This is a genomic window from Streptomyces sp. WM6378, from assembly GCF_001279695.1.
GTDB lineage: Bacteria > Actinomycetota > Actinomycetes > Streptomycetales > Streptomycetaceae > Streptomyces.
Genome location: NZ_LGDD01000094.1, coordinates 76,605 through 99,866, shown reverse-complemented (window position 1 = coordinate 99,866; position 23,262 = coordinate 76,605). Strand labels below are relative to the sequence as shown.

General features: G+C 72.6%; 19 protein-coding genes. 17 read left to right on the top strand and 2 right to left on the bottom strand.

Annotation, left to right across the window (positions count from 1 at the left end):
- Position 1 precedes the first annotated feature (1 nt).
- The 14 genes from ADK54_RS11040 (at position 2) to ADK54_RS10975 (ending at position 18,378) form a co-directional block, all read left to right on the top strand.
- The gene (locus ADK54_RS11040; protein ID WP_078966288.1) at positions 2 to 4,543 is read left to right on the top strand and encodes a type I polyketide synthase; all 4,542 of its coding nucleotides are present in this window, start codon (positions 2 to 4) and stop codon (positions 4,541 to 4,543) included.
- Positions 4,540 to 4,893, top strand: a complete 354-nt coding sequence (locus tag ADK54_RS11035) for an acyl carrier protein (protein ID WP_053725387.1) — start codon at positions 4,540 to 4,542, stop codon at positions 4,891 to 4,893. Before ADK54_RS11040 ends, ADK54_RS11035 begins: the two co-directional genes overlap by 4 nt.
- A complete protein-coding gene (locus tag ADK54_RS11030; RefSeq protein ID WP_053725386.1) occupies positions 4,884 to 5,741 on the top strand; it encodes an alpha/beta fold hydrolase in 858 nt (285 codons plus the stop codon). Before ADK54_RS11035 ends, ADK54_RS11030 begins: the two co-directional genes overlap by 10 nt.
- Complete coding sequence (locus tag ADK54_RS11025; protein WP_053725385.1) at positions 5,738 to 6,934, top strand: glycosyltransferase; 1,197 nt, start codon at positions 5,738 to 5,740, stop codon at positions 6,932 to 6,934. Before ADK54_RS11030 ends, ADK54_RS11025 begins: the two co-directional genes overlap by 4 nt.
- 45 nt (positions 6,935 to 6,979) lie before the next feature.
- Positions 6,980 to 8,038, top strand: coding sequence for a class I SAM-dependent methyltransferase (locus ADK54_RS11020; protein ID WP_053725384.1), 1,059 nt, complete (start codon positions 6,980 to 6,982; stop codon positions 8,036 to 8,038).
- Positions 8,039 to 8,366: 328 nt separating this feature from the next.
- On the top strand, positions 8,367 to 9,635 hold the full coding sequence (locus tag ADK54_RS11015) for a phenylacetate--CoA ligase family protein (RefSeq protein WP_053725383.1): 1,269 nt from the start codon (positions 8,367 to 8,369) through the stop codon (positions 9,633 to 9,635).
- Positions 9,632 to 10,960, top strand: coding sequence for an MFS transporter (locus ADK54_RS11010; protein WP_078966287.1), 1,329 nt, complete (start codon positions 9,632 to 9,634; stop codon positions 10,958 to 10,960). Before ADK54_RS11015 ends, ADK54_RS11010 begins: the two co-directional genes overlap by 4 nt.
- On the top strand, positions 10,957 to 12,096 hold the full coding sequence (locus tag ADK54_RS11005) for a GNAT family N-acetyltransferase (protein ID WP_053725382.1): 1,140 nt from the start codon (positions 10,957 to 10,959) through the stop codon (positions 12,094 to 12,096). Before ADK54_RS11010 ends, ADK54_RS11005 begins: the two co-directional genes overlap by 4 nt.
- Positions 12,093 to 13,265: an acyl-protein synthase gene (locus ADK54_RS11000; protein ID WP_053725381.1), complete on the top strand. Its 1,173-nt coding sequence runs from the start codon at positions 12,093 to 12,095 to the stop codon at positions 13,263 to 13,265. Before ADK54_RS11005 ends, ADK54_RS11000 begins: the two co-directional genes overlap by 4 nt.
- Complete coding sequence (locus ADK54_RS10995) at positions 13,262 to 15,790, top strand: acyl-CoA reductase (protein WP_053725380.1); 2,529 nt, start codon at positions 13,262 to 13,264, stop codon at positions 15,788 to 15,790. Before ADK54_RS11000 ends, ADK54_RS10995 begins: the two co-directional genes overlap by 4 nt.
- A gap of 215 nt (positions 15,791 to 16,005) precedes the next feature.
- Positions 16,006 to 16,593, top strand: a complete 588-nt coding sequence (locus ADK54_RS10990; RefSeq protein ID WP_107090506.1) for a DUF5994 family protein — start codon at positions 16,006 to 16,008, stop codon at positions 16,591 to 16,593.
- Positions 16,594 to 16,598: 5 nt separating this feature from the next.
- Entirely contained in the window at positions 16,599 to 16,871 is a 273-nt protein-coding gene (locus ADK54_RS10985; protein ID WP_053725414.1) for a hypothetical protein, read from the top strand.
- An 81-nt stretch (positions 16,872 to 16,952) separates the two neighbouring features.
- Positions 16,953 to 17,843 (top strand): slipin family protein, encoded by an 891-nt coding sequence (locus tag ADK54_RS10980; protein WP_053725379.1) that lies wholly within the window; start codon positions 16,953 to 16,955, stop codon positions 17,841 to 17,843.
- 94 nt (positions 17,844 to 17,937) lie between these two features.
- Complete coding sequence (locus ADK54_RS10975; RefSeq protein ID WP_053725378.1) at positions 17,938 to 18,378, top strand: DUF5994 family protein; 441 nt, start codon at positions 17,938 to 17,940, stop codon at positions 18,376 to 18,378.
- A 17-nt stretch (positions 18,379 to 18,395) separates the two neighbouring features.
- Here the strand turns inward: ADK54_RS10975 and ADK54_RS10970 are convergent, their stop codons facing one another.
- Positions 18,396 to 19,484, bottom strand: coding sequence for a DUF4185 domain-containing protein (locus ADK54_RS10970; RefSeq protein ID WP_234392001.1), 1,089 nt, complete (start codon positions 19,482 to 19,484; stop codon positions 18,396 to 18,398).
- Between the two features lie 364 nt (positions 19,485 to 19,848).
- On the opposite strand from ADK54_RS10970, the gene ADK54_RS10965 reads away from it, so the two are divergent.
- From ADK54_RS10965 to ADK54_RS10955, 3 genes are all read left to right on the top strand, one after another.
- Positions 19,849 to 20,052 (top strand): cold-shock protein, encoded by a 204-nt coding sequence (locus ADK54_RS10965; RefSeq protein WP_031141049.1) that lies wholly within the window; start codon positions 19,849 to 19,851, stop codon positions 20,050 to 20,052.
- Between the two features lie 303 nt (positions 20,053 to 20,355).
- Positions 20,356 to 21,870, top strand: a complete 1,515-nt coding sequence (locus ADK54_RS10960) for a DEAD/DEAH box helicase (RefSeq protein WP_053725376.1) — start codon at positions 20,356 to 20,358, stop codon at positions 21,868 to 21,870.
- A gap of 105 nt (positions 21,871 to 21,975) precedes the next feature.
- Positions 21,976 to 22,284, top strand: a complete 309-nt coding sequence (locus ADK54_RS10955) for an SCO5918 family protein (protein WP_053725375.1) — start codon at positions 21,976 to 21,978, stop codon at positions 22,282 to 22,284.
- A 512-nt stretch (positions 22,285 to 22,796) separates the two neighbouring features.
- On the opposite strand, the gene ADK54_RS45860 is transcribed toward ADK54_RS10955, so the two are convergent.
- Complete coding sequence (locus ADK54_RS45860; protein ID WP_159047727.1) at positions 22,797 to 23,153, bottom strand: hypothetical protein; 357 nt, start codon at positions 23,151 to 23,153, stop codon at positions 22,797 to 22,799.
- Positions 23,154 to 23,262 lie beyond the last annotated feature (109 nt).

Here is a 23,262-nt window from a genome sequence, read left to right as displayed (position 1 = left end):
CATGGCCGAAGTGACGCACTACACAGAGGATTTGACGGAGCGTCAAGTCCCTGTGGCCATCGTCGGCATGGCCGTCCTGCTGCCCGGTGCCAAGGATCTGGATGCCTACTGGCGCAACCTCGTCGACGGTGTGGACGCCGTGCGGGAGGTGCCCGAGGGGCGCTGGGACCCGGTCTACTACCGGCCCGGCGACCAGGGCGGCGCCGCCGACCGGATCTACTGCCGGCGCGGCGGCTTCGTCGACGGCCTCGCCGAGGTCGACGCCGCCCGCTTCGGCATCATGCCGAGCTCGGTGGCGGGTACCGAGCCCGACCAGCTCATCGCGCTCTCGGTCGCGGCCCGGGCGATCGCGGACGCGGGCGGCGAGGAACGGCTGCCCGAGCGCGGCCGGGTCGGCGTCGTCCTGGGCCGGGGCGGCTACCTCAACCCGGGCCTCGTCCGCCTCGACCAACGGGTGCGCACAGCCCACCAGTTGACGCGCACCCTGGGCGAGCTCATGCCCCACCTCGCCCCGGACCAGCTCGACCGGGTGCGGGCCGCCTTCACCGAGGCGCTCGGCCCCGAGCACCCGGAGTCGGCCATCGGACTCGTCCCCAATCTGGCGGCGTCCCGCATCGCCAACCGGCTCGACCTGCGGGGCCCGGCGTACACGGTGGACGCGGCCTGCGCGTCCTCGCTGATCGCGGTCGACCAGGCGGTGGGCGAACTGGCCGCGGGCCGCTGCGACCTGATGCTCGCGGGCGGGGTGCACCACTGCCACGACATCACCCTGTGGAGCGTCTTCGCCCAACTGCGCGCCCTCTCGCCGAGTCAGCGCAGCCGCCCCTTCCACGCGGCGGCCGACGGCATCCTCGTCGGAGAGGGCACGGGCGTCGTCGTCCTCAAGCGACTCGCGGACGCCGAACGCGACGGCGACCGTGTGTACGCCGTGATCCGTGGCACCGGCGTCGCGGGCGACGGCCGTGCCGCTGGGCTGATGAACCCCGACCCGGGCGGCCAGACCCGCGCCGTCCGGCAGGCCTGGCGAGCGGCGGGCCTCGACCCGCGCGCCCCCGGCTCCCTCGGCCTCCTGGAGGCGCACGGCACCGGAACTCCGGCGGGCGACGCGGCCGAACTGGCCACGCTGGCCGAGGTGTTCGGGCCGGGAGCGGACGGAGCGGACGCGGCCGTCATCGGCTCGGTGAAGTCGATGATCGGCCACTGCATGCCCGCCGCGGGCGTCGCCGGACTGGTGAAGGCGGCCCTCGCCGTGCACCACGCGACCCTGCTGCCGACCCTGCACTGCGACGAACCGCACCCCGCCCTCGCCCGCACCCGGTTCCGCCCGGCGGCCCTCGCCCGCCCGTGGGAGGGGCCGTTGCGCCGGGCCGCCGTCAACGCGTTCGGGTTCGGCGGGATCAACGCCCATGTGGTCCTGGAGCAGGCCCCGGGCGCCGTGCCCGCCCGGCCCCGGGCGGCCGTGCGCGAACCCGAGCGGGTGCTGCGCCTGAGCGCCGACACGGCCGAGGACCTGGCGCGGCTCCTGGACGCGGACGACACGACGGTACGGGCGCGGGGCGACGCCTCGTCCGCGCAGGCTGCTTCCGCCGCGTACGGGCCAAGCGCCTCAGTCCCGTACGCACAGGGCACTTCGGAGACCCCCGCCGCCCGGCTCGGCATCGTCGACCCGACCGCCAAGCGGCTGGCGCTCGCCCGCCGGGCGGTCGCCCAGGGCTGCCCGTGGCGCGGTCGCAGCGACGTGTGGTTCGCCCCGCGCCCGCTGCTCGGGAAGGCGGGCGGGGGCAAGGTGGCGTTCGTCTTCCCCGGTCTGGAGGCCGAGTTCACCCCCCGGGTGGATGAGGTGGCCGAGCACTACGGGCTGCGGCTGCCGGGCCGTGCGTACACCGAGGCGACCGACGTCGCCCGGCACGGGCTCGGTGTGCTCCGCGTCGGCCGGATCCTCGACGAAGCCCTGCGCGCGCTCGGCGTCCGGCCCGACGGGGTCGCCGGACACAGCGTCGGGGAATGGACGGCGATGATCGCGGGCGGCATGTTCGCGGCCGACGAGGCGGACGACTTCTTCGCCTCCTTCGACCCCGACTCGCTCCGGGTGCCGGGCCTGGCGTTCGCGGCGATCGGCGCCCCCGCGGCCCGGGTGAGCGAGGCGCTCACCGACTGGCCGGATCTCGTCCTCTCGCACGACAACTCGCCCGGTCAGTCGATGGTGTGCGGCCCGGAACAGCCGGTCGAGGAGTTCGCGGCGAAGCTCCGGGCCGAACGCGTGATCTGCCAGGTGCTCCCGTTCCGCTCCGGCTTCCACACGCCGATGCTCGCCCCGTATCTGGGCCCCATGAAGCGGGGCGTGGACGCGGCGGAGATCCTTCCGCAGCGGGTCCCGGTCTGGTCCGGCACCACGGCGGCCCCCTTCCCGGCCGGCCCCGACGAGGTCCGCGCCCTGTTCGTCCGCCACCTCCTGGAGCCGGTACGGTTCCGGCCACTCGTCGACGCCATGTACGCGGCGGGCTTCCGCGCCTTCGTCCAGGTGGGCACGGGCCGTCTGACCTCGCTGATCGACGACACCCTCAAGGACCGCGACCACCTCACGCTCAGCGCCAACTCGCCCCGGCGCGGCGGACTGGCGCAACTGCTCCGGGTGGAGACGGGGCTGTGGGCGGAGGGGTATGAGCCGAAGCCCGCCCGGCCCGGCAGGCCGCGCGCCTCGGAAGCGACGAGCACCTCCGCCGCCCCGATCCCCCTCGACCTCACGGCCGCGCTGGTCCCTCTCGACCCCCACCGCCTGGACGAGTTACGCGCCGAGCTGCGCCCCCGTCCGGAACGGGAGGCCGAACTCCCCATCCCCACACGCCTGTTGAGCGACTCCCTCACCCGGCGCCACCCCGTCGCAGCCGAGCTGGACGCGTTGATGCGGGAGACGGTGGACAGCGTCACGGCCGTGCTGGAGGGCGCGGGGGCTCCGGCGGCGTCCGTCACACCGGCCGCACCGGACAGCGCCACCCCACCCCCCGAGCACCGCACCCGACTCCGGGTCTCCACCACCGCCATGCCCTACCTCCTCGACCACTGCTTCTTCCCGCAGCGGCCCGGCTGGCCCGATCCCGCCGACCGGCATCCGGTCGTCCCCGCCACCACCGTCCTGCACCACCTGATGGCCGCCGCCGAGCGTGCCGCGCCCGGGCAGCGGGCGGTCGCCGTGCACGACGTGCGGCTGGAGAAGTGGGTCAACGCCATCCCGGCCGTGGACGTGACCATCACCGCCCGGCCGCAGGGCCCCGGCCGGTGGGCGGTCGCGTTCGGGCCGTACGCCCGCGCTACCGTCCAGCTCGCCCCCGCCTACCCGGCCCCGCCACCAGCGCCACCCCTGGACGCGGCCGATGAGCACCCGCCCGACATCGCGGCGGCCCAGCTGTACGAGGACCGGTGGATGTTCCACGGGCCCGCCTTCCGGGGCGTCACCGCGCTGCACGGGGTCGGGCCCGGCCACGTCCGGGGCACCATCACCACGCCGGCCGCGCCGGGCGCGCTCCTCGACAACGTGGGCCAACTCCTCGGCTACTGGCTGATGTCGACCCACCACACGCGGACCGTGATCTTCCCGGTCGCCCTGGAGCGGGCCCGCTTCCACGGGCCGCCCCCGCCCACAGGCACCCGCGTCGACTGCCACGCCGTCATCACCTCGCTCACCGAGGACACCCTGCTCGCGGACGTCCGGCTCACCCTGCCCGACGGGACGGTGTGGGCGGAGCTCTCCGGCTGGCGCGACCGCCGGTTCTCCGGGCTCGACGCGCGCAGGTCCGGCGGCTACCCGGAACACCGCGCCCTCGCCGAGGCGCAGCCCGGCGGCTGGTGCCTGCTGCGGGACGCATGGCCGGACCTGGCCTCCCGCGACCTGCTGACGCGCATGCAACTGGGCCGGGCCGAGCGGGCGGCGTACGAGGCGCGGCCGCCGCGCGGCCGGCGGCAGTGGCTGCTCGGCCGGATCGCCGCCAAGGACGCGGTCCGGCGGTGGCTGTGGGAGCGCGGCGAAGGCGCGGTGTTCCCGGCCGAGATCGAGATCGTGAACGAGAAGTCGGGGCGGCCGCGCGCGGTGGGGGTGCACGGGCGCAGGCTGCCGGCGCTTGACCTGTCCCTCGCCCACCGGGGCGACCTCGCGGTCGCACTCGTACGCCCGCCGGGGCACGGCCCGTACGCGAACGGCGTCGGCATCGACGTCGAAGAGATCGCGGACCGCACCCCCGAGACCCACCGCGTCGCCCTCGGCCCCCGCGAACTCGCCCTTCTCGGCAGGCTCGTAGCCGCCGGGTCCGGCGAGTCCGAGGCCCTGTGGTTCACCCGGTTCTGGGCGGCCAAGGAGGCCGCCGCCAAGGCGGAGGGCACCGGGTTCGGCGGGCGGCCGCACGCCTTCGAAGTGACTGGCGCGGCCCCCGACTCCCTCACCGTCACCGTCGACGGCCGCCACCACCACGTGCACTGCACCCTCGTCGACCCCACCCATGTCGTGGCCTGGACCACGTCTGCGACGACCCTCAAGGAGAGCACTCAGTGACCACCAGCGAACGGCCCCCCGGGCCCGCCCCCCTCGCACCTCCGGACGAGGAGAGGGTCCTGGCCGAGATCGCCGCTCTGATCGTGGAGGTGCTCGGGGACTACGCCCCCGACCCCGCCGAGATCCGCCCCGAGACCCTGTTCGGCGACGACCTGGAGCTGGAGAGCATCGACCTCGTCATGCTGTCCGGACGCCTCCAGGAGCGGTACGGCGAACAGGTCAACTTCGCCGAGTTCGTGGCCTCTCTGGAGATCGACGAGGTCATCGAGCTGTCCGTCGGACGGCTCGTCGACCATGTGCTGCACAGCCTCGGCGCGGCCCCGGAAGCGGGAGCGACGCCATGGTCATGATCCGCGCGAACGGTCTCGGCCTGCACGTCCAGCGGCTGCGCCCGACCCGCCAACAGCCTTACGGGACCGTGGTGTTCGTCCACGGCGCCTTCATCGACAGCCTCGCCAGCTACTACTTCACCCTCGGCCCCCGGTTCGCGGAGGCCGGGTTCGACGCCGTGATGTTCGACCTGCGGGGACACGGCCGCAGCGAGCGCCCGTCCAGCGGCTACACCCTGGAGCACTTCACCGCCGATCTCGACGCCCTGCTCGACGAACTGGGCATCACCCACCCCGTCCACCTCGTCGGCAACTCCTTCGGCGGCACGGTCGCCCTCGACTTCGTCGTCCACCGGCCGGAGCGCGTCGCCACCGTCACCGTGGTCGAGTCGGGGCCCGCCAGCCGGGCCTGGTCCCACACGATGACGAACGCCCTGCGCCACGCCGGGGACATGGGGGACGACGAGGCGCTGGTGTGGTTCACCGAGCAGTACGGGACGCTCTCCTCGACCCGGACCGGCGACGCCCGCCACGACGCGCACATCCGCCGGCTCGGCCGGGCCGCCGCCCGGCTCGTACGCGCCACCACCATCGCCGAGGACATGCCCACCGGACGGGTGCTCACCGACGAACAGCTCGGCGGGGTCCGCTGCCCGGTGCTCCTCGTCAACGGGCAGGAGGGCCTGGTGGCCGCCGAGTCCGCCCGGCTGCGGTCGCTGCTGCCGCACTGCTCGGTCGCGGTGGTGCCCGGGCAGAAGCACTCGGTCCTGGTCGAGGCCTCCGACGCCGTCGGGCGGCTCGCCCTGGACTGGGTCCGCGAGCATGCCGAAGCCGCGCCCGAGCCCAGCGGACCGGGGCCGGTCCGGTGAGCCGCTTCCTGTTCGTCGTGCCGCCGCTGACCGGGCACATCAACCCGGCGGCCGCCGTCGCCGCCGAGCTGACCGCGCGCGGCCACGAGGTGGCGTGGGCGGGGCGGCCCGCGATCGTCGAGCGGCTGGTGGGGGAGCGGCCCCGGGTGTACGTGTGCGCCGGGCCCGACCACCTCGCGGGGCGGCCGCCCCAACTGCGCGGGATCGCGGCCCTGAAGTTCCTGTGGGCCGACTTCCTCTGCCCGCTCGCCGAGGCGATGGCGCCCGGGGTGGCGGCGGCTATCACTGCCTTCCGGCCGGACGTGGTGGTGGCCGACCAGCAGACCGTGGCGGGCGCCCTGGTGGCGGAGCGGCTCGGTGTGCCGTTCGCGACCTCGTCGACCACCTCGGCCGAGCTCACCGAGAGCATGGCCGCGATGCCGGGCGTGCGCGGCTGGCTCATCGGGCTGCTCCGGGAGCTGCGGGAGCGCATCGGCGATCCGGCCGCCACGTACGACCCGCGCTTCTCACCGGCGCTCACCCTTGCCTTCACCACCCCCGAGCTGACCGGCCCGTACGCCGCGCCGGAGACGGACCTCTGCTTCGTCGGGCCGGCGCTGGCCACCCGGCGCGCCGTCTCCGGGGACTTCCCCTGGCAGTGGCTCGACCTGGCGCCGGGGACGGCATCCGTCCTGGTCACCCTGGGTACGGCGAACATCGACGCGGGCGGCCGCTTCCTCGCCGAGAGCGTCGCGGCGGTCCGAGCCCGCGCCGGACGGCTGCGGGCGGTCGTCTGCGACCCCGGCGGGCTGCTCGGTGCGGTGCCACCCGGGCCCGATGTGCTGGTCAGGGCGCACCTGCCGCAAGTCGCCGTCCTGGAGCGGATGTCGGCGGTCGTCTGCCACGCGGGGCACAACACCGTCACCGAGGCGCTGTGGCACGGGGTGCCGCTGGTGGTCGCCCCGATCCGGGACGACCAGCCGGTCGTGGCGACCCAAGTGGTCGGCGCCGGGGCCGGGTTGAGGGTGAGGTTCGCTCGGGCGGGGCGCGAGCAGATCGGCGCGGCCCTGGACGCGGTGGTGACCGAGCCGGGCTACCGGGACGCGGCCCGTCGCGTCCGGGACGCCTTCCGCACCGCCGGCGGGGAGTCGGCCGCCGCCACGCGCCTGGAGAAACTCGCCGCCGCCACGCCCGACGCGAGACGCCCCCGATGAAGCCCCCGCACAGCCCCGACAGAGCCCCCACCGAGAGGGACGCACATGCCCGACAGTGAACGGATCGCCCAGCTCCGCCCCTCGTACCAGGACGAGCTGGCCCGTGGCACGGGCCGCTTCTTCCTGCCGGCGCGCACCGACTGCCCGTGGTGCCTGGGCACCGAGCTGTGCCGCAAGTTCCGCACCACGGATCTCATCCAGGGCAAGCCGGGCGAGTTCGTCCTCGACCAGTGCCGGGGCTGTGGCCACGTCTTCCAGAACCCGAGGCTGAGTCAGGAGGGTCTGGACTTCTACTACCGGGACTTCTACGACGGGCTCGGCGCCGAGACGACGGCCAAGATGTTCGAGGGCAACGGCAGCAAGAAACGGTTCCGTCGCAGCGCCCGGGCCCTGGGGCGGGTCGCCCTGCCCGGCCGGTGGCTGGACGTCGGCACCTCGCTGGGTCACTTCTGCGCCACCGCCAAGGAGGTGCTGCCTGATACCGATTTCGACGGCCTCGACATGGGCGAGGGCGTCGAAATCGCGGCCAAGGAAGGCCGGATCCAGGAGGCGTACCGAGGACTCTTCGTGAACCTCGCCGACGAGATGGCGGGCCGTTACGACGCGGTCAGCATGTTCCACTACCTGGAGCACACCCTCGACCCGCACCGCGAACTCGCCGCCGCGCACAGGGCGTTGGCGCCCGGCGGCCATCTCCTGATCGAGGTCCCCGACCCCGAGTCGCTGTCGGGACGGCTGCTCGGCCGGCTCTGGCTGCCCTGGTTCCAGCCCCAGCACCTGAACATGGTCCCGATGGGCAATCTGTGCCGACGGCTGTGCGAGCTCGGCTTCACCATCGAGGTGGCCGAGCGCCGCGACGCCCACATCCCGGCCGACCTGGCGTGCGCCACCTGGTTCCTGTTCGACCGGCTGCTGCCGCGCGACGACGCACCCTGGCGGCCCCACCGCCCGGGCCGCGCCGCCCGGGCCGCTCGGTTCGCGCTGGTGTGGGCGGCCGTGCCGGTGCTGATCGTGGCGTACGGAATCGACCAGCTGATCAACCCGCTGCTGCGGCGGACCCGGTTCTCCAACGCGTACCGGGTGATCGCCCGCCGCGACGGGTGAGAGGCCCACCGCCGTTCTCTTTCATTCATCCGTTCCAAAGGCGCTGGAACGGATCTCCGGACAGCCTCGACGTCATTTTCCCGGCGCCGTACTTTCGGTCACGCGGGCCGGAAACATGTTCTGTGGCGCGGCCGCACCTGCCATCGATTTGGTGGTGCGTTCTCCGTGTTCCATGATGTGAGTGGGGATCAGGGTTGGCTCACGCCTGCGAACTGCAGGACACGCGCACTTTGTTGATTGGTCAACAGGTGAGGTCGGGGGACCTGCGCGCCGTGGATGCCACCTATCTCCATTCCCGTTCAACTTTCATCTTCCAGGTAAAGGCAGCATGCCCGTCCAGCGGTTCTCAGACCTCGTGCGTTTCGCCCGAGACTGCTCCCCTTTCTATGCCGACCTCTACGCAGACCTGCCGCCCGAGGTGAACAGCCTCACCGATCTGCCCGTGGTGGATCAGAACGCGTTCTGGGCCGCCAATACCCTGCACGACAACCGCGTTCTGACCGCCCCCCTGGCGGAAGCCGTCGTGTTCAAGACGGGCGGCACCACCGGCACGCCGCGCTTCTCCTGCTACACCCGGGAGGAGTGGCGCGAGTTCGTCACGGCGTTCGGCGCCGGCCTCGTCGACGCGGGCCTGCGGCCCGGTCATCGGGTGGCCGATCTGTTCTACGCCGGGGAGCTCTACGCGAGCTTCCTGTTCATCCTGGACTCGCTCGCACACGCTCCCGTGGCCAACGTGCGCCTGCCCATCGGCGGCGGAGCCCCCCTGGAGTCGACGGTCTCGGCCGTCCAGGACTTCGGCGCCCACGTCGTCGCCGGCACGCCGACCACCCTGTGCCGGCTCGCCGAGCACCTGACGGCGGCGGGCCGCCAACTTCCGCAGGTGGAGCTCCTGTTCTTCGGTGGGGAGGCGCTCTTCTCCGACCAGCGTCGCCTCCTCGCGGACGCGTTCCCCAACGCCGTACCCCGTTCGCTCGGCTACGCCAGCGTCGACGGCGGCCTGCTCGGCAGGCCCGTCGCCGGCCCGGACACGCGCACGCACCGGCCTTTCACCCCGCACACCGTCGTGGAGATCCTCGACGAGACGACCGGCGAACCGATCCGCGAGGCGGGCCGCCCCGGGCGGGTCGTCGTCACCCAGCTCTTCCGCAGCCTCATGCCCGTCATCCGCTACCCCGCCGGCGACCGCGCCGAGTGGACCGACACCGAAGGCGGCGCGTTCCGCATCCTGGGCCGTGCCGAGGAAGGCGTACGCGTCGGGCCCGTCTCGCTGTACTGGGACGACGCCACCAGCGCTGTCGCCGAAGCCGACACCGACGGCCTGGTCACCGGCACGCAACTCGTCGTACGCCGCTGGGCGGGTCGCGACGGCCTCATACTGCGCCTTGCCACCGCCCCCGGGCACGACCCGGGCGTGCTGGACGTCCTGGCCAAGGCGGTCGTCACCGGGCTGAACGCCGCCCGGCCGCTCTACCCCGACAGCGTCGACACGGGATTCGTCCACCCCCTCGGCGTCGAGTGGACCCGTCACCGCGACCTCGTCGTCAACTCCCGCTCCGGCAAACTCGTCCGCGTCCTCGACGAGAGGCCGACCGCATGAGCACCCCGACGGCGGCCCCCGGTCGCCGGCTCCCGCTCGTCCTGCGCAACCGCGCCTTCGGGGCGGTATGGCTGGGCCAGGTGCTCACCCAGGCCGGGACGCGCATGTTCCAGGTGGGCGCCTCCTGGTGGCTGATCGGCTACGCGGCCTCCGGCGACGGTGGTTTCGCGGCCGGGTTGCTCATGGCCGTCAGCACCCTGCCCGCCGTGGCCCTGGCCCCGCTCGTCGCCCGCGCCATCGCCCGCTGCTCCCACCGATCGCTGCTGCGCGTCGCGGCCGCCGGCGCGGGAACGGCCGCCGCGGCCCTGGCCGTCTGGGCCGCCGCGAGCGACCTGCCGGTCGTCGCGGTCTATGCGGCGGCCCTGGCCCTGGCGACCTGCCAGGCCTTCTTCGACCCGTGCCTGACCACGTCCGTGCCCCAACTCGTCGACGACGAGGACATCGAGGCGGCCACCGGCTTCGAACTGTCCACCCAGTCGCTCGCGAGCCTGGGCGGAGCCCTGCTCGGTGCCCTCGTCGTGGACGTGGCCGGCGTGGCCGGCCTCGCAGCGGGCTGCGCCGTCGCCTACGGCACGGCCGCGGTGCTCATCACGACCGTCCGCTTCCGCACCCCGGCCGACGGCGCCGGGCCCGGCGCCGACCCGGCCGAGCCCGCCCCGCGGCGGACGCTGCGTCAGATCCTGGGCGCGCTGCCGTACGTCCGTGCCATCCTGCTCTGCTTCACCGCGGCCAACCTCTTCACCACCGCCGTCTTCGTCGTCATGCCGTTGTACACGGCCACCGTCCTGCACGGCGACGGCGCCACCGTGTCCCTCCTGGAGGCGTCCCTGGGCCTCGGCACGCTCATCGGCTCCTTCACCGGCGCCCGGGTGCCCGGCCGTCCCACGGTGGCCGGCTCCGCCTGCCTGGGCGCGATGGCCGTCGCCCTCGCCGTCCCCGGCGTGATCGCCGCCCGGCCCGTCATCGCCGGCGCCCTCCTGGTGACGGGCTGGTGCGTCGGAGTGATCGGCGTCCGCTTCGTGGCCCTGTTCCAGCGCCTGGTCCCGGCCTCCGACAAGCCCGCCTTCTTCGCCGTCATGCAGGCCGTGCTCGGAGCGACCTTCCCGGTCGCCTCGCTGCTGTTCGGACTCCTTGGCGACCACCTCTCCGCCCGGACCCTATGCCTGATCCAGGCGGCCGGCCTGGTGCCCGCCGCCCTCGCCCTGCTCCTGCTGCCCGGGCAGGCCCGTACGACCGAGGAACTCGGCGCCGACCCGGACGACGAAACCGCCGCGCACCCGGCGCCGTCTGCCACCCCCACGCCCGCCGCCGGAGGCACCCGATGACCGCCGTGATCGAGCAGGCCGCGCCGACGGACATCGCCGACCTCCGCCAGCTGTACTACGCCGTCTACGGACCTCACTACCCCACGGCGCTGGGCACCGACCCCGCCGAGATGTCCCGGCTCATCCGCGACCCGCACACCCTCTGGCTCGTCGCCCGCTGCCCCCGTACCGGCGCCCTCGCCGGTTCGGCCGCGATCCACGGCGAGGCCGGCACCCGCATCGGCCGCCTCGAAGGACTCGCCGTCCACCCGGACCAGCGCGGATCGGGGCTCGCCGGACGGCTCACCGAGGCGCTGTGCTCCGCCACCCTCGACGCCGGGACCCTCGACTCGGTGTACGCCACCGTCCGGACGGTCAGCGCCGGACCCCAGCGGGTCGTGGCCCGCCACGGCTTCCGCCCGTTGGGCATCCTGCCCAACGCGGTCGACCTCGGCAGCCGAGAAAGCCTCGCACTCTACGCGCGTCACTCGCCGGGGGTGCTGGACCGCCGGGTGCCCGTGGCCGAGGTGCCCGCCCTCCTGGCACCGCTCCTGCGAACCGCCGGGGAGAGCCTCGGCATCAGCTACGCGGACGCCCGGCCCACGCCGCCGCTGCCGCTGCCCGCCGGGCCCGGGGCCGCTCCACTGGAAGTGATCGAGGCGCCGGCCTTCGTCCGCCGGCGCTTCCATGCCCACTTCCCCGACGGCGGCCGCTGGTTCTACCCGCTGCACACCCCGAACATCCTCCTCACCCCCGCCGACGGAGGCGGCTTCGAGGTGTACGCCTACCTCAACCGCACCGGGGGCTACTGCGCCCTGGTCGCCGCCCACCCCGACCCGGCGGCCGCCGCCGGGTGGCTGGAGCCGGTCACCCGCACCCTCACCCGCGCGGGCGCCGGCTACGTCGAGGCGCTCGTCCCCCTCGAACACCACGCCGCGCTGTCCGCCTTCGCCGCCCAGGGATTCATCGCCGGGGCCGTGTACCCGGCCATGCGCCGGGACGGGGACGGCTTCCACGACTACGTGGTGATGTCCCGCACCACCGAGCACATCGACTTCCGCGGCGTGGTCGTCGACCCCCCGCTCCAGCCCTTCCTCGATTCGTATGTGTCGGCCTGGGCGTCGGCGCATCTGCCCTCACGTGAGGTCGCTCCATGACTCCCTCGAACCCCCATCTCGCCCCCGTCGACGTCCCCGACGCCGCCGCCCTCGCCCGGCTCCAGCAGCTCTGCGATCTGAGCGATCCCTACAGCTGCGGTCCCGCGGAGGAGGAACTGTTCACCGGGGCCATGGCGGAGATCAACGCCTGGCACCGGGACCGGTCCCCGTTCTTCCGCGACCTCCAGGACGCCGGCACCCGGGAAGCCGGCCTCCCCGGCACCCCGTACGAAGCACCCCTGGTGCACGCCAACTTCTTCAAGCGCCACGAGGTCCTCTCCATCCCCCGGGACGACGTCCACCTGCACCTGACCTCCTCCGGCACCACCGGACAGAAGTCGCAGATGTTCTTCGACGAGTGGACGATCCGCTCCGCCCAGCGCATGGTCGCCCGCATCTTCGACCACAACGGCTGGATCACCCCCGACCAGCCGGTCAACTACCTGCTCTACAGCTACGAACCCGCCCGCGACCTCAACCTGGGCACCTCGTTCACCGACAACTACCTGTGCGACTTCGCCCCGGCCCGGCAGGTCGAGTACGCCCTGCGAAACACCGGCAACGGGCACGAATTCGACCCCTTCGGCTGCGTCGCCGCGCTGCGCCGCTTCGCCGAGGACGACGCCCCGGTCCGCATCCTCGGCTTCCCCGCGTTCCTCTGGTTCACCCTGGAACGGATGCGCGCCATGGGCCTGCCGCCACTGCGCCTGCCCGAGGGGTCCCTGATCATCCTCGGCGGCGGCTGGAAGGGCCACACCGACCGGCAGATCGGAAAACACGAGCTGTACGCCCGCGTCACCGAGCAGTTGGGCGTTCCCTCGGAGCGGATCCGCGACACCTTCGGCTCCGTCGAGCACTGCGTCCCGTACATCGAGTGCGCGCACCACAACCTCCACGCACCCGTCTGGTCCCGCGTCTTCATCCGTTCCACCCGCACCCTCGAACCCCTCCCGTACGGCGAACGCGGCTACCTCCACCTGGTGTCCCCGTACATCACCTCCGTACCGGCGCAGAGCGTCGTCATGGGCGACCTCGCCTCGCTCCACCCGGGCGACGAGTGCGGCTGCGAGCTGGGCACCCCGTGGTTCACGATCCACGGTCGCGCCGGAGTCAGCCGCAACCGCAGCTGTGCCGTGGCCGCCGCCGAACTGATGAAGGGAATGTCATGACCGACACCACCAACCACCACTACTGGCAGGGCGCCTTCATCGGCGACGACGAGGCCGCCGACCGACTGGCCGCGCTGCCCGCCGCCGTCGAGGCCGCGCTCGCCGAGCCCCTCGACGCCGAGACCGTCCTGGCGGCCTGCGACGCCCTGGCGGGGGCCCTGCGCGACCCCGGCCACCCCGTCCGGGACCGGCTGGCCCCCCACCTGCCCGCGGACGGCGCCGAGGAGCTGTACGCCGAACTCGCCGCCTTCCTCGACCGGGGCGCCCTCACCCGCAAACTCCGCCGCGAACTGGGCAGCACCTCCCCGCAGCGGTTGAACCGCCCCGACGCCAAGGAGACGGTCTACGAGGCCTGGGCGCCGGTCGGCCTGGTCGCGCACATAGCCCCCGGCAACGCCGCCACCGTTGCCCCGCTCAGCCTGATCGAGGGACTCCTCGCCGGCAACGTGAACGTCCTCAAGACCAGCAGTGCCGACACCCTCCTCGCCTCGCACCTCCTCGCCGAACTCGTCGCGCAGGACCCGACCGGTGCCCTCGCCGAGCGCGTCATCGTGCTGCGCTTCCCCTCCTCCCGCCAGGACTGGCTGCGCCTGATGTGCGCCCCCGCCGACGCCGTCGCGGTCTGGGGCGGCGAGTCGGCCGTGGCGGGCGTCGCCGCCCACGTCCCGGCCGGCTGCCGCCTCGTGGAGTGGGGACACAAGATCTCCTTCGCCTACCTCACACGGGACGCCTGGGCCGACGAGGCGACCCTGAACGCCCTGGCCGAGGACGTCTGCCTCTTCGAACAGCAGGCCTGCTCCAGCCCCCAGATCGTCTACCTCGACACCGAGGACACCGGCGAACTCCACGCGTTCTGCGACCGGCTCGCCGCGGCCCTCGCCGCCCGGCCGGCGCCCGCCGCGCACGAGCTCGACCCGGCCGAGTACGCGGAACTGACCACCACCGAGCACCTCGCCCGCCTGGAGGAACACCTCGGCTTCACCCGTGTCCTCGCCGCCCCCGACCGCACGTGGCGCGTCATGGCCGACACCCGCCCGGCCCTCACCGCCTCCCCGCTGCACCGCACCGTCTGGGTCAAGCCGCTGCCCCGCAAACACCTGATGGCGACGCTGCGCCCCATGCGCCGCTACCTCCAGACGGCGGGCCTCGCGGGCAGCCGCACCGACATCGCCGAACTCTCCACCCTGGTCCTGGCCGCCGGAGCCACCCGGGTCACGCCCGTCGGCGCCATGACGGCCGGCTATGCCGGTGAACCGCACGACGGCGTCTACGCGCTCCAGCGCTACAGCCGCCGCGTCGCCGTCCAGGCGGACGAACTCTTCGCCACCACCGCCTGCCTCGACGACCTCGCCCGCCCGGTCGCCTTCCCGCGCCCCGCCGGGCCGCTGCTGGACAAGGCCGCCGTCCAGGACCTCAACCGCGGCGTCGAGCTCGGCGACGCCGAGCTGTACTTCCGCAGCGGAGGCAGCACCGGCACGCCCGCCCTGTCGCTCTTCACGTACGAGGACTACGACACGCAGATGCGGGCCGCCTCCCGCGGCCTGCTCGCCGCCGGCTACGACCCGGCGCGTGACCGCACCGCCAACCTCTTCTACTGCGGCGGCATGTACGGCGGGTTCATCAGCTTCTTCTCCATCCTGGAGCGCCTGGGCGGCGTCCAGATGCCGATGGCCGCGGGCCCCGACCACCGGGCCACCGCGGAGATGATCGTCGCGTACGAGGTGGACACCCTCTTCGGGATGCCCTCCTACCTCTGGCAGCTCCTGCACGAGGAAGCCGACCTGCTGCGCTCCTACGGCGGAATCCGCAAGATCTACTACGGCGGCGAGCACTTCACCGACGAACAACGCCGCATCCTCACCGAGACGTTCGGCATCGAGGTCGTCCACTCCATCACCTACGGCAGCACCGACCTCGGCCCCCTCGGCTACCAGTGCACGCGCAGCACCGGCGGCGTCCACCACCTCCACGCCGACCTCCACACCCTGGAGATCGTCGAGGTCGACGCGGACCGCCCGGTGGCGCCGGGGGAGACCGGACGGCTCGTCTTCACCACCCGGGCCCGCCGCGGCCAGCACCTCGACCGGTACGTCATCGGCGACCTCGGACGGGCCCTGCCGGGACGCTGCCCGTGCGGCAGCCACGCCCCGCGCTTCGAACTGCTCGGCCGGCTCGGCGAGGTGATGAGGGTGGCGACGTACTTCCTGAACTACCGCCGCTTCGCCGCCATCGCGCAGGAGCAGCTGCGCTACAGCGGCGAGATGCAGGCCCTCCTGGCCAGCGGGCCCGCCCGTGAGGGCCTCACGCTTCGGATGGAGCGGTCCCACGCCCCCGACCCGGACACGGCGCGCGACGCCTTCCTCGCCGGCTACCCGGAGGTGCGCTCGGCAGTCGAGGAGAACCTGCTCGACTTCACCGTCGAGGCGGTCGACGGAGCCGCGCTGTACCGCACGCCGACGAGCGGCAAACTCCCGGCGGTCGTGGACCGCAGGCACGCACAGCGGCCCGCGGACCAGCACGCCTGACCCGTCGCCCCGGCCGGTCCGCGAGGAAGTCTCGCGGACCGGCGGCGGGGTCCGCTCCAACGTTCTCCGCAGTACTCGTCCGTCCGGCCCCACCGCGGAGTACTGTCGGAGTACCGGGAGTATTTCGCACACTGGCCTCCATGCTGACGTCGTTCTCGGTGAGCAATGACACCGGGCCGCGTCCACGGGCGGCGGCCTGGAGACGGGTTCGCGCCATGATCGCGACCATCACCGACATCGACGTGCACCGTCCGCAGCGCGAAGCGCTCGCAGGTCCGGCGGCCCGTGTGATGCTGAAATCTCCCGACGCACCCCCCGGGCTCCTGGACGGTGCCTGGTGGCCGCGCTCCCGCGACCTTCTGCGTGAACTCCCCGCCCTCGTCGCGGTACTTGATGACGCCTTGGGGAGCCGGATCACCCGCATCGCCGTGAACCCCGAGCACTGGCCGGTCATCCCGCGGAAGATCCCCGTCGCCGGACACGTGGTGAAGGCAGGCTGGTTCAAGGAGCAGGACCCGCACAAGCTCCTGCTGCTTTCCTACAGTGCCGGACGCTACGACCTGCTGGTCATCCCGCCGCACACCAGCGCCGACGCGGCCGCCCGCCTGATGGCCGCCGCGACCGACGCGGCCGGCCGTCCGCTGACCGCGAGCGCGCTCATCGCGGAGGAGGAAGTCCGCCACGGCACCACGGCGGTCGGCCGGGCACTGGATCCCGACGAGTCGAAGGAGTACGAGGGCGGCGCCACCTCGACGCACATCGGCGTGCCGGACCGGCCCAGCCGCCTCCTGGTCGGGATGTGATCACCATGACCACGGCCCTGACCATCGCCGTCATGCTGATCCTGATCGTCCTGGCGGCGTACGTCATCCACCGGCTCAACGCCCAGCACGCCGACCGGATCGCCGTGCACCACTACAGCCGGCTGCAGCCCGGCGGCCGGGGAGGACCCGACGGCGGCGCGCAACCGGTTCCCGGCCGTTTCGACGCCCCGGCCGTCCCGGCCCGACGCGACCAGCGCGAGGGCGGTCGCGGACGCCTCCGCCCCCGGCGCCGCATCCGCCAGGAACACGGCAGTTGATCCGTGACGCGTCCCCCCCCGTGACGCGACCTCGGGGCTCCGCTCAGGATCCCCGGGCTCCCCATCCATTGGAGCGGCACCATGCAGCTTCTGATCACCCTCGTCATCGTCGTCGTCATCCTGCTCCTGCTGGCGCTCGCCATGGCCCTCAAGATCGTCAAGCAGTACGAGCAAGGAGTGCTCTTCCGGCTCGGCCGGCTGGCCGGCACCCGCACGCCCGGTCTGCGGACCATCATCCCGTTCGTCGACGTGCTGCACCGGGTGTCGCTGCGCATCGTGACGATGCCGATCCAGTCGCAGGGCATCATCACGCGCGACAACGTCAGCGTGGACGTGTCGGCCGTGGCGTACTTCCGCGTCGTGGACGCCGTGAAGTCGGTCATCGCCATCGAGAACGTGCACGCCGCGATCAACCAGATCGCGCAGACCACCCTGCGCAAGGTCGTCGGCCAGCACACCCTGGACGAGACGCTGTCGGAGACCGACCGCATCAACCTGGGCATCCGCGAGATCCTCGACGTCGCCACCGCCGAGTGGGGCGTCGAGGTCACCCTGGTCGAACTCAAGGACATCCAACTGCCCGACAGCATGAAGCGCGCGATGGCCCGCCAGGCCGAGGCCGAGCGGGAGAAGCGCGCCAAAATCATCAACGCCGAGGGCGAATCGCTCGCCGCCGCGGCACTCGGAGACGCCTCGGACACGATGATGGCGCACCCGCTCGCCCTCCAACTCCGCAATCTGCAGAGCCTGGTGGAGATCGGCGTCGACAAGAACACGACCGTCGTCTTCCCGGCGCCGCTGATGAGCACGATCGGTGAACTGGGCGCGTTCCTCAGCAGGGAATCGGCGGCAGCCGGTACGCCGACACCGCCCCTGCCCCCGACATCGGACCCGGTCGATCCGGCCAAGGCTGAAGCCGTCCACGAGCCGGGCCCCAACAACAAACCAGGCCCGAGCCAGAGAGTGGGGTGACGAGGGGCCGGTCCTCCTACGGCCCCGTCCCACCACCAGAGCTCGCAGACCCGGGCCGATCGGCCGCATCCCCATCCCGAACGAAGGGCCCGCCATGACCACCACACTCCGCTCCGCTTCGTCCCTGCGCCCGGTACGCCTGCGCCTGACACCGCCCACGGCTGGCCCGTACCTCATCGACGGTGCCTGGTGGCCCCGCACCGACGACCTGACGGCCGAACTCCCTTCCCTGATCCACGCGTTGCCCCACTCGTGGCCGCAGATCGCTCAGGTGGCCGTGAACCCCGGCATGTGGTCGGCCTTCCCCGGCCGCATCCTCGTCGCCAACCACGTGATCCGCTTGCACCGGGCCACCGGCCGCCACACCCCCAACACGATCTGCCTGCTCGCCCCCGGACGGGGCAGATGGGATCTGCTGGTCGTCCCGCCCCTGACGGCCAAGGCGGAGGCCGCCCGTCTGATGTCCAGCGCCACCGCCCCGGGCGGCCCCTCGCAGCGGGACCTCTTCCCGCGGGAGCCCGAACTCGCCCACTGAGCCGAGGCAGCCCCGCGTCAGAACAGCAGGTCGCCGCGGATCCGGAAGTGCATCGCGCGGTAGGGCCACCCCTCCGCCGTGTTCCACTGGCTCACCGACAGGTGCAGGTCGTCGAGGGTCGATCCGGGGATGATGTAGCCGCCGTACAGCTGGGCCACGTGCGTAGCGTCCTCGCTCGTCCAGGTTCCTCCCCGGATCAGGGTCCTGCGGCGCGCGGCCGGGGTGTGGTGCGCGGACATGGGGGTGTCCAGGACGAGCGCGTCGATCCGGTATTCGCCCGCGTCGAACCAGGTCAGGAGCCACCGGTCTTCGAGCGGGCGCAGGCACATCTCGCCGATCCTGCCGTGCAGGACGGGGGTGGGCGGGTTGCCCCAGGCCCAGGTGCCCCCGGCCCGGCCCCACGGCTGGTAGGCGGCCGGGTCGGTGATCCGGTCCTTGGGGACGCGGTGGAGGATGGCCGGCTTGTCCCGCTGGAACCCGGTCGAGTACGCGTACACGTACCCGTCGTCGCCGAGCCCCCAGGTGAGCAGCTGGAAGCACCCGCCGTGCAGGCCGCCGGGGAAGCGGGCGTCGGTGGGGTGCCAGGTGGCCCCCGAGTCGCGCGAACGCCAGATCTCGCTCCAGCGCACGTTCCCGAAGCCCTGGTGCACCGCGACGTGCAGATACATGTCCGTGCCGATGGTGATGACGTCGGTGGGCAGCACGGTCGTCAGCTCGGAGCCGTCGTGACGGTACTGCCTCAACTGCTGTGCGTACCGCCCGCCCACCGCGCCGGTCCAGACCACCTCCCCGCCCGGCAGCATGCGTGCGTAGAGCGCTACGGGCGAACGCCACCCTTCGCCGCCCACCCGCGCCTCCTCGAACGTGTCCCCGAACACGAACAACAGCCGTCCGTCCGGGGTTCGGGCGGAAATCCCCAGGTCAGCGGCCTCCATCCCGAACCGCGACGTGATCCCAGGACCGGTCAGATCGCCCACCTTCGTCACCACGAGACCGTCGGGCGCTTTCCGGGCGGCGGCCTGCGCGCCGGGTGGCCGGCCCATCAGCGCCTGCCCTCCGAGCACGGCGCCGACGGCCGCCCACCACACCACCGACCGCCTCAACACGGCGTGTTCCAGGGCCGGTTCAGCACCCCGCCCGTCGCACAGCCCCGCACCCGCACTCCCTCGTCCGCCATGAGCGCGAGACTCCCATATCTGTCGCCGCGAAGAGAGAAATCGACATAGGGCGCGGTGCCGGTTTTCATGTGGCTGGCGGAGTTTAATTATTTTTCCGGTCCCCGGCGATGAGGGCGTGCTACTGTCGATATCAGTTGCAGTTGTGGTTCCCGAAACTTCAGGTGCCCTTGTCGGCCGCTCGTGCCGGTGAGCGCATTTTTGTATGTCCGGTCATGATCCGGCGGGGTAATCATCGCAGTGACGCGGAGTGCGCACGGTGCGGACTCCGGGAAATGCCCCGAAGGAGATTGACATGGCTGCTGGTACCGTGAAGTGGTTCAACGCGGAAAAGGGCTTCGGCTTCATCGAGCAGGACGGTGGCGGTCCGGACGTGTTCGCCCACTACTCGAACATCGCCGCCCAGGGCTTCCGCGAGCTTCAGGAAGGCCAGAAGGTGAACTTCGACATCGCGCAGGGCCAGAAGGGCCCGACGGCCGAGAACATCGTTCCCGCCTGACGCCGACGCGTACTTCGTAGCTGGGGCCCGCACCTTGGGGTGCGGGCCCCAGCTCGTTGCATTTCCGGGCACAGTGCCCGCGCCGTGCCGTGTCCGCGGCGAATTTTCCGCCCGTCCGGGCAGCCGGGCCCACCCTAATTCCAGGCGCCGACGACTCGCCAGCTCGGCGATCCGGCGACTGCCCCGCATATGTCGGCGCGGCCCCGATTCGCCCTCGCATCCGCTTGGCTCGTTCTCGCGATTCCCTGTTCCGTTCGATTTCCGGGAATTCCTTGATACGTGCCTCATCAAGGAAGGTTCCCCGTGAACCGCACCCGTACGAACGCCCCGAACGACCGCTTCTCCCGAACCCGTACCCGCTCCGGAATTTCCGGCACCCCCAGGGGCGGTGGCCGCCCCGGCTCCGCCGGCCGTTCGGGCGGCTACGGCCGACGGCCCTCCGCCGCGCAGGGCGAATTCGCGCTGCCGGTGACGACCACCCCCGCGCTGCCCGCCGTCGAAGCCTTCGCCGATCTCGCGATGCCGGAGCAGCTGCTGGCCGCGCTCGGCCGCGAAGGCATGAGCGTGCCGTTCCCGATCCAGGGGGCGACCCTGCCGAACTCGCTCGCAGGCCGGGACGTCCTGGGCCGCGGCCGCACCGGCTCGGGCAAGACCCTCGCCTTCGGCCTCGCCCTGCTCGCCCGCACCGCCGGCCTGCGGGCCGAACCCCGCCGGCCGCTCGCGCTGGTCCTCGTCCCCACCCGCGAGCTCGCCCAGCAGGTCACCGCCGCACTCATGCCGTACGCCCGCTCCGTGCGGCTGCGCCTCGCCACGGTGGTCGGGGGCATGCCGATCGGCAAGCAGTCCAGTGCGCTGCGCTCCGGCGTGGAGATCGTCGTCGCGACCCCGGGCCGCCTGAAGGACCTGATCGACCGGGGCGACTGCCGCCTCGACCAGGTCGCCGTCACCGTCCTCGACGAGGCCGACCAGATGGCCGACATGGGCTTCATGCCGCAGGTCACCGAGCTCCTCGACCAGGTACGTCCGGACGGCCAGCGGATGCTGTTCTCGGCCACCCTGGACCGCAACGTCGACCTCCTCGTCCGCCGCTACCTGTCCGACCCGGTCGTCCACTCCGTCGACCCGTCGGCGGGCGCGGTCACCACGATGGAGCACCACGTGCTGCACGTACACGGCGCCGACAAGAACCGGGCGGCCACCGAGATCGCGGCCCGCGACGGCCGGGTGATCCTGTTCCTGGACACCAAGCACGCCGTCGACCGGCTGACCGAGCACCTGCTGAACAGCGGGGTGCGCGCCGCCGCGCTGCACGGCGGCAAGTCCCAGCCGCAGCGCACCCGGACCCTGGCCCAGTTCAAGACCGGTCATGTGACGGCGCTCGTGGCCACCAACGTCGCCGCCCGCGGCATCCACATCGACAACCTCGACCTGGTCGTCAACGTCGACCCGCCCAGCGACCACAAGGACTACCTGCACCGCGGCGGCCGGACCGCCCGCGCCGGCGAGTCCGGCAGCGTCGTCACCCTCGTCACGCCCAACCAGCGCCGCGACATGAGCCGCCTGATGGCCACCGCTCGCATCGTTCCGCAGATCACCCAAGTGCGGTCCGGGGACGCCGAGTTGAGCCGCATCACGGGCGCCCAGACCCCCTCGGGCATCCCGGTCACGATCAGCGTGCCCGTCGTGGAACGCTCCCGGCGCAGCGCCGCCTCGTCCCGCGGCCGCCGCAGCCGCATGTCCCAGGACCGGCGGCGCGTCGGCCAGTCCGCGCGCGGCGCCGGTCAGCCGACCTCCGGCGCCAACAACGCCGCGGCGTAAGCCCGTTCACGTACCGGTCGCCCCTCAGGCACCGGGCGTCGTTCCCTCTCAAGCCATCTCCCGCCAGGCCCCCTCGGGCCGCCCCTCCTCTCTCTGTGAGGCAACATGCGCTGTGTCATCGCCCGCTTCCCGTTCGACCTCACCAAGAGCGGGGTGATCGAGTCCATGAAGGGCGTCAAGCCCGAACCCCTCGTGGGTGACTCCGTACTGATCGGCCGCCGCCACTACCCCGCCAAGCAGGTGGGGTCGGTCATCACCCGGCAGGACCGCCGCGACTTCAGCGCCCAGGAAGTCGTACGGGCCATGACGACGCTCGGCTTCAAGTGCGCCTCGATCGGCGAGGCGCCGCCCGCCCCCGTCCTGACCCCGGTCGAGGCCGCCTCGGCACTGCTCGGCTCGCCCGCGCTCGCGTAACGCACGACGACGGGGCCATGGCCCGCACCCGCACGATGGAATCCCCCGTTGGCGCTTCGAGGTCGACGGCCTCGATTGACCGACCACGAGAGGCAGTGGGGAGACGAACGCCAGCTGCAGCCCACGAGTCCACCTGGCGTGAGACCGCGTAGGTCCCCAGCGGGCTGGTGTGCCGCCTCGGTCTCCTGCGCACGGTCGCCCTGTGGTCGCGCCCGATCACCGGTGAACTGTGGTCAGCGGCTGACCGAGTTGGCGGCTCCCTGATGCCGCCAATAGCCGTGGGCCGCCGTTGCGGCTGCGGAGGCCCAGCGCGCCATGGCCACGGTCATGCCCGTGAGCGGCGGGGCGGACTGTGCGTCCGCCCCGCACCGGGAAGGTCAACGGCGACCGTTCCGCCACGGCGCCAAGAGGTCGGCCACCCTGCCTACCGAGGCCATGACTTCGCTGGTGTCGACGGCCGTGTTGCACAGGCGGAAGCAGCCCGGTTCGACGCAGGACAGCAGCTGGCGGAATCACCGCCGTCCCGGCCGGGGGCGGATAGGCCCGCAGGTCGAGCCAGAAGAACTGCGCCGCGTTCTGCCCCTCCCGGTAGCCGTACGGGATGTGGCCGTCCGTGAGGGCGCGGCGAGTGTCCTCGAACGCCGTGGTCGGCCAGCCCCGGTATGCCGCATCAGCTCCAGCGGATAGCTCTTGCCGCCGCCGACGGTCCTCAGCATCGCCCCGATGACACGGTGCTTGAGCGAGCCGAACGGGCTGAACCAGGCGTAGCTGTTCTGCTTGTCTTTGATGCCCTGGTTCTGCTGCGCGGTCGGCACGACGCCGTGCCGGTAGGCGTGCTGGTAGGCGGGGCTGTACGGGATCGATGCCAACTTGACCGCACCGGGTAGGAATCCCTACTGGTCCATGGGTGGATGTTCGCGGCGGCATGCGGAAGGGCCCCGTGGCTGCCGCGATTGATCGAGCCGCCCCAGGAGGCGG

Bases quoted from the DNA above. Each gene is read 5' to 3' on its own strand.
- ADK54_RS11015 (WP_053725383.1), top strand. From the start codon at position 8,367: ATGCCCGTCCAGCGGTTCTCAGACCTCGTGCGTTTCGCCCGAGACTGC.
- ADK54_RS10955 (WP_053725375.1), top strand. From the start codon at position 21,976: ATGCGCTGTGTCATCGCCCGCTTCCCGTTCGACCTCACCAAGAGCGGG.
- ADK54_RS10975 (WP_053725378.1), top strand. From the start codon at position 17,938: ATGACCACCACACTCCGCTCCGCTTCGTCCCTGCGCCCGGTACGCCTG.
- ADK54_RS10980 (WP_053725379.1), top strand. From the start codon at position 16,953: ATGCAGCTTCTGATCACCCTCGTCATCGTCGTCGTCATCCTGCTCCTG.
- ADK54_RS11030 (WP_053725386.1), top strand. From the start codon at position 4,884: ATGGTCATGATCCGCGCGAACGGTCTCGGCCTGCACGTCCAGCGGCTG.
- ADK54_RS11010 (WP_078966287.1), top strand. From the start codon at position 9,632: ATGAGCACCCCGACGGCGGCCCCCGGTCGCCGGCTCCCGCTCGTCCTG.
- ADK54_RS11000 (WP_053725381.1), top strand. From the start codon at position 12,093: ATGACTCCCTCGAACCCCCATCTCGCCCCCGTCGACGTCCCCGACGCC.
- ADK54_RS10985 (WP_053725414.1), top strand. From the start codon at position 16,599: ATGACCACGGCCCTGACCATCGCCGTCATGCTGATCCTGATCGTCCTG.
- ADK54_RS10995 (WP_053725380.1), top strand. From the start codon at position 13,262: ATGACCGACACCACCAACCACCACTACTGGCAGGGCGCCTTCATCGGC.
- ADK54_RS10990 (WP_107090506.1), top strand. From the start codon at position 16,006: ATGATCGCGACCATCACCGACATCGACGTGCACCGTCCGCAGCGCGAA.
- ADK54_RS11040 (WP_078966288.1), top strand. From the start codon at position 2: ATGGCCGAAGTGACGCACTACACAGAGGATTTGACGGAGCGTCAAGTC.
- ADK54_RS10965 (WP_031141049.1), top strand. From the start codon at position 19,849: ATGGCTGCTGGTACCGTGAAGTGGTTCAACGCGGAAAAGGGCTTCGGC.
- ADK54_RS11020 (WP_053725384.1), top strand. From the start codon at position 6,980: ATGCCCGACAGTGAACGGATCGCCCAGCTCCGCCCCTCGTACCAGGAC.
- ADK54_RS11005 (WP_053725382.1), top strand. From the start codon at position 10,957: ATGACCGCCGTGATCGAGCAGGCCGCGCCGACGGACATCGCCGACCTC.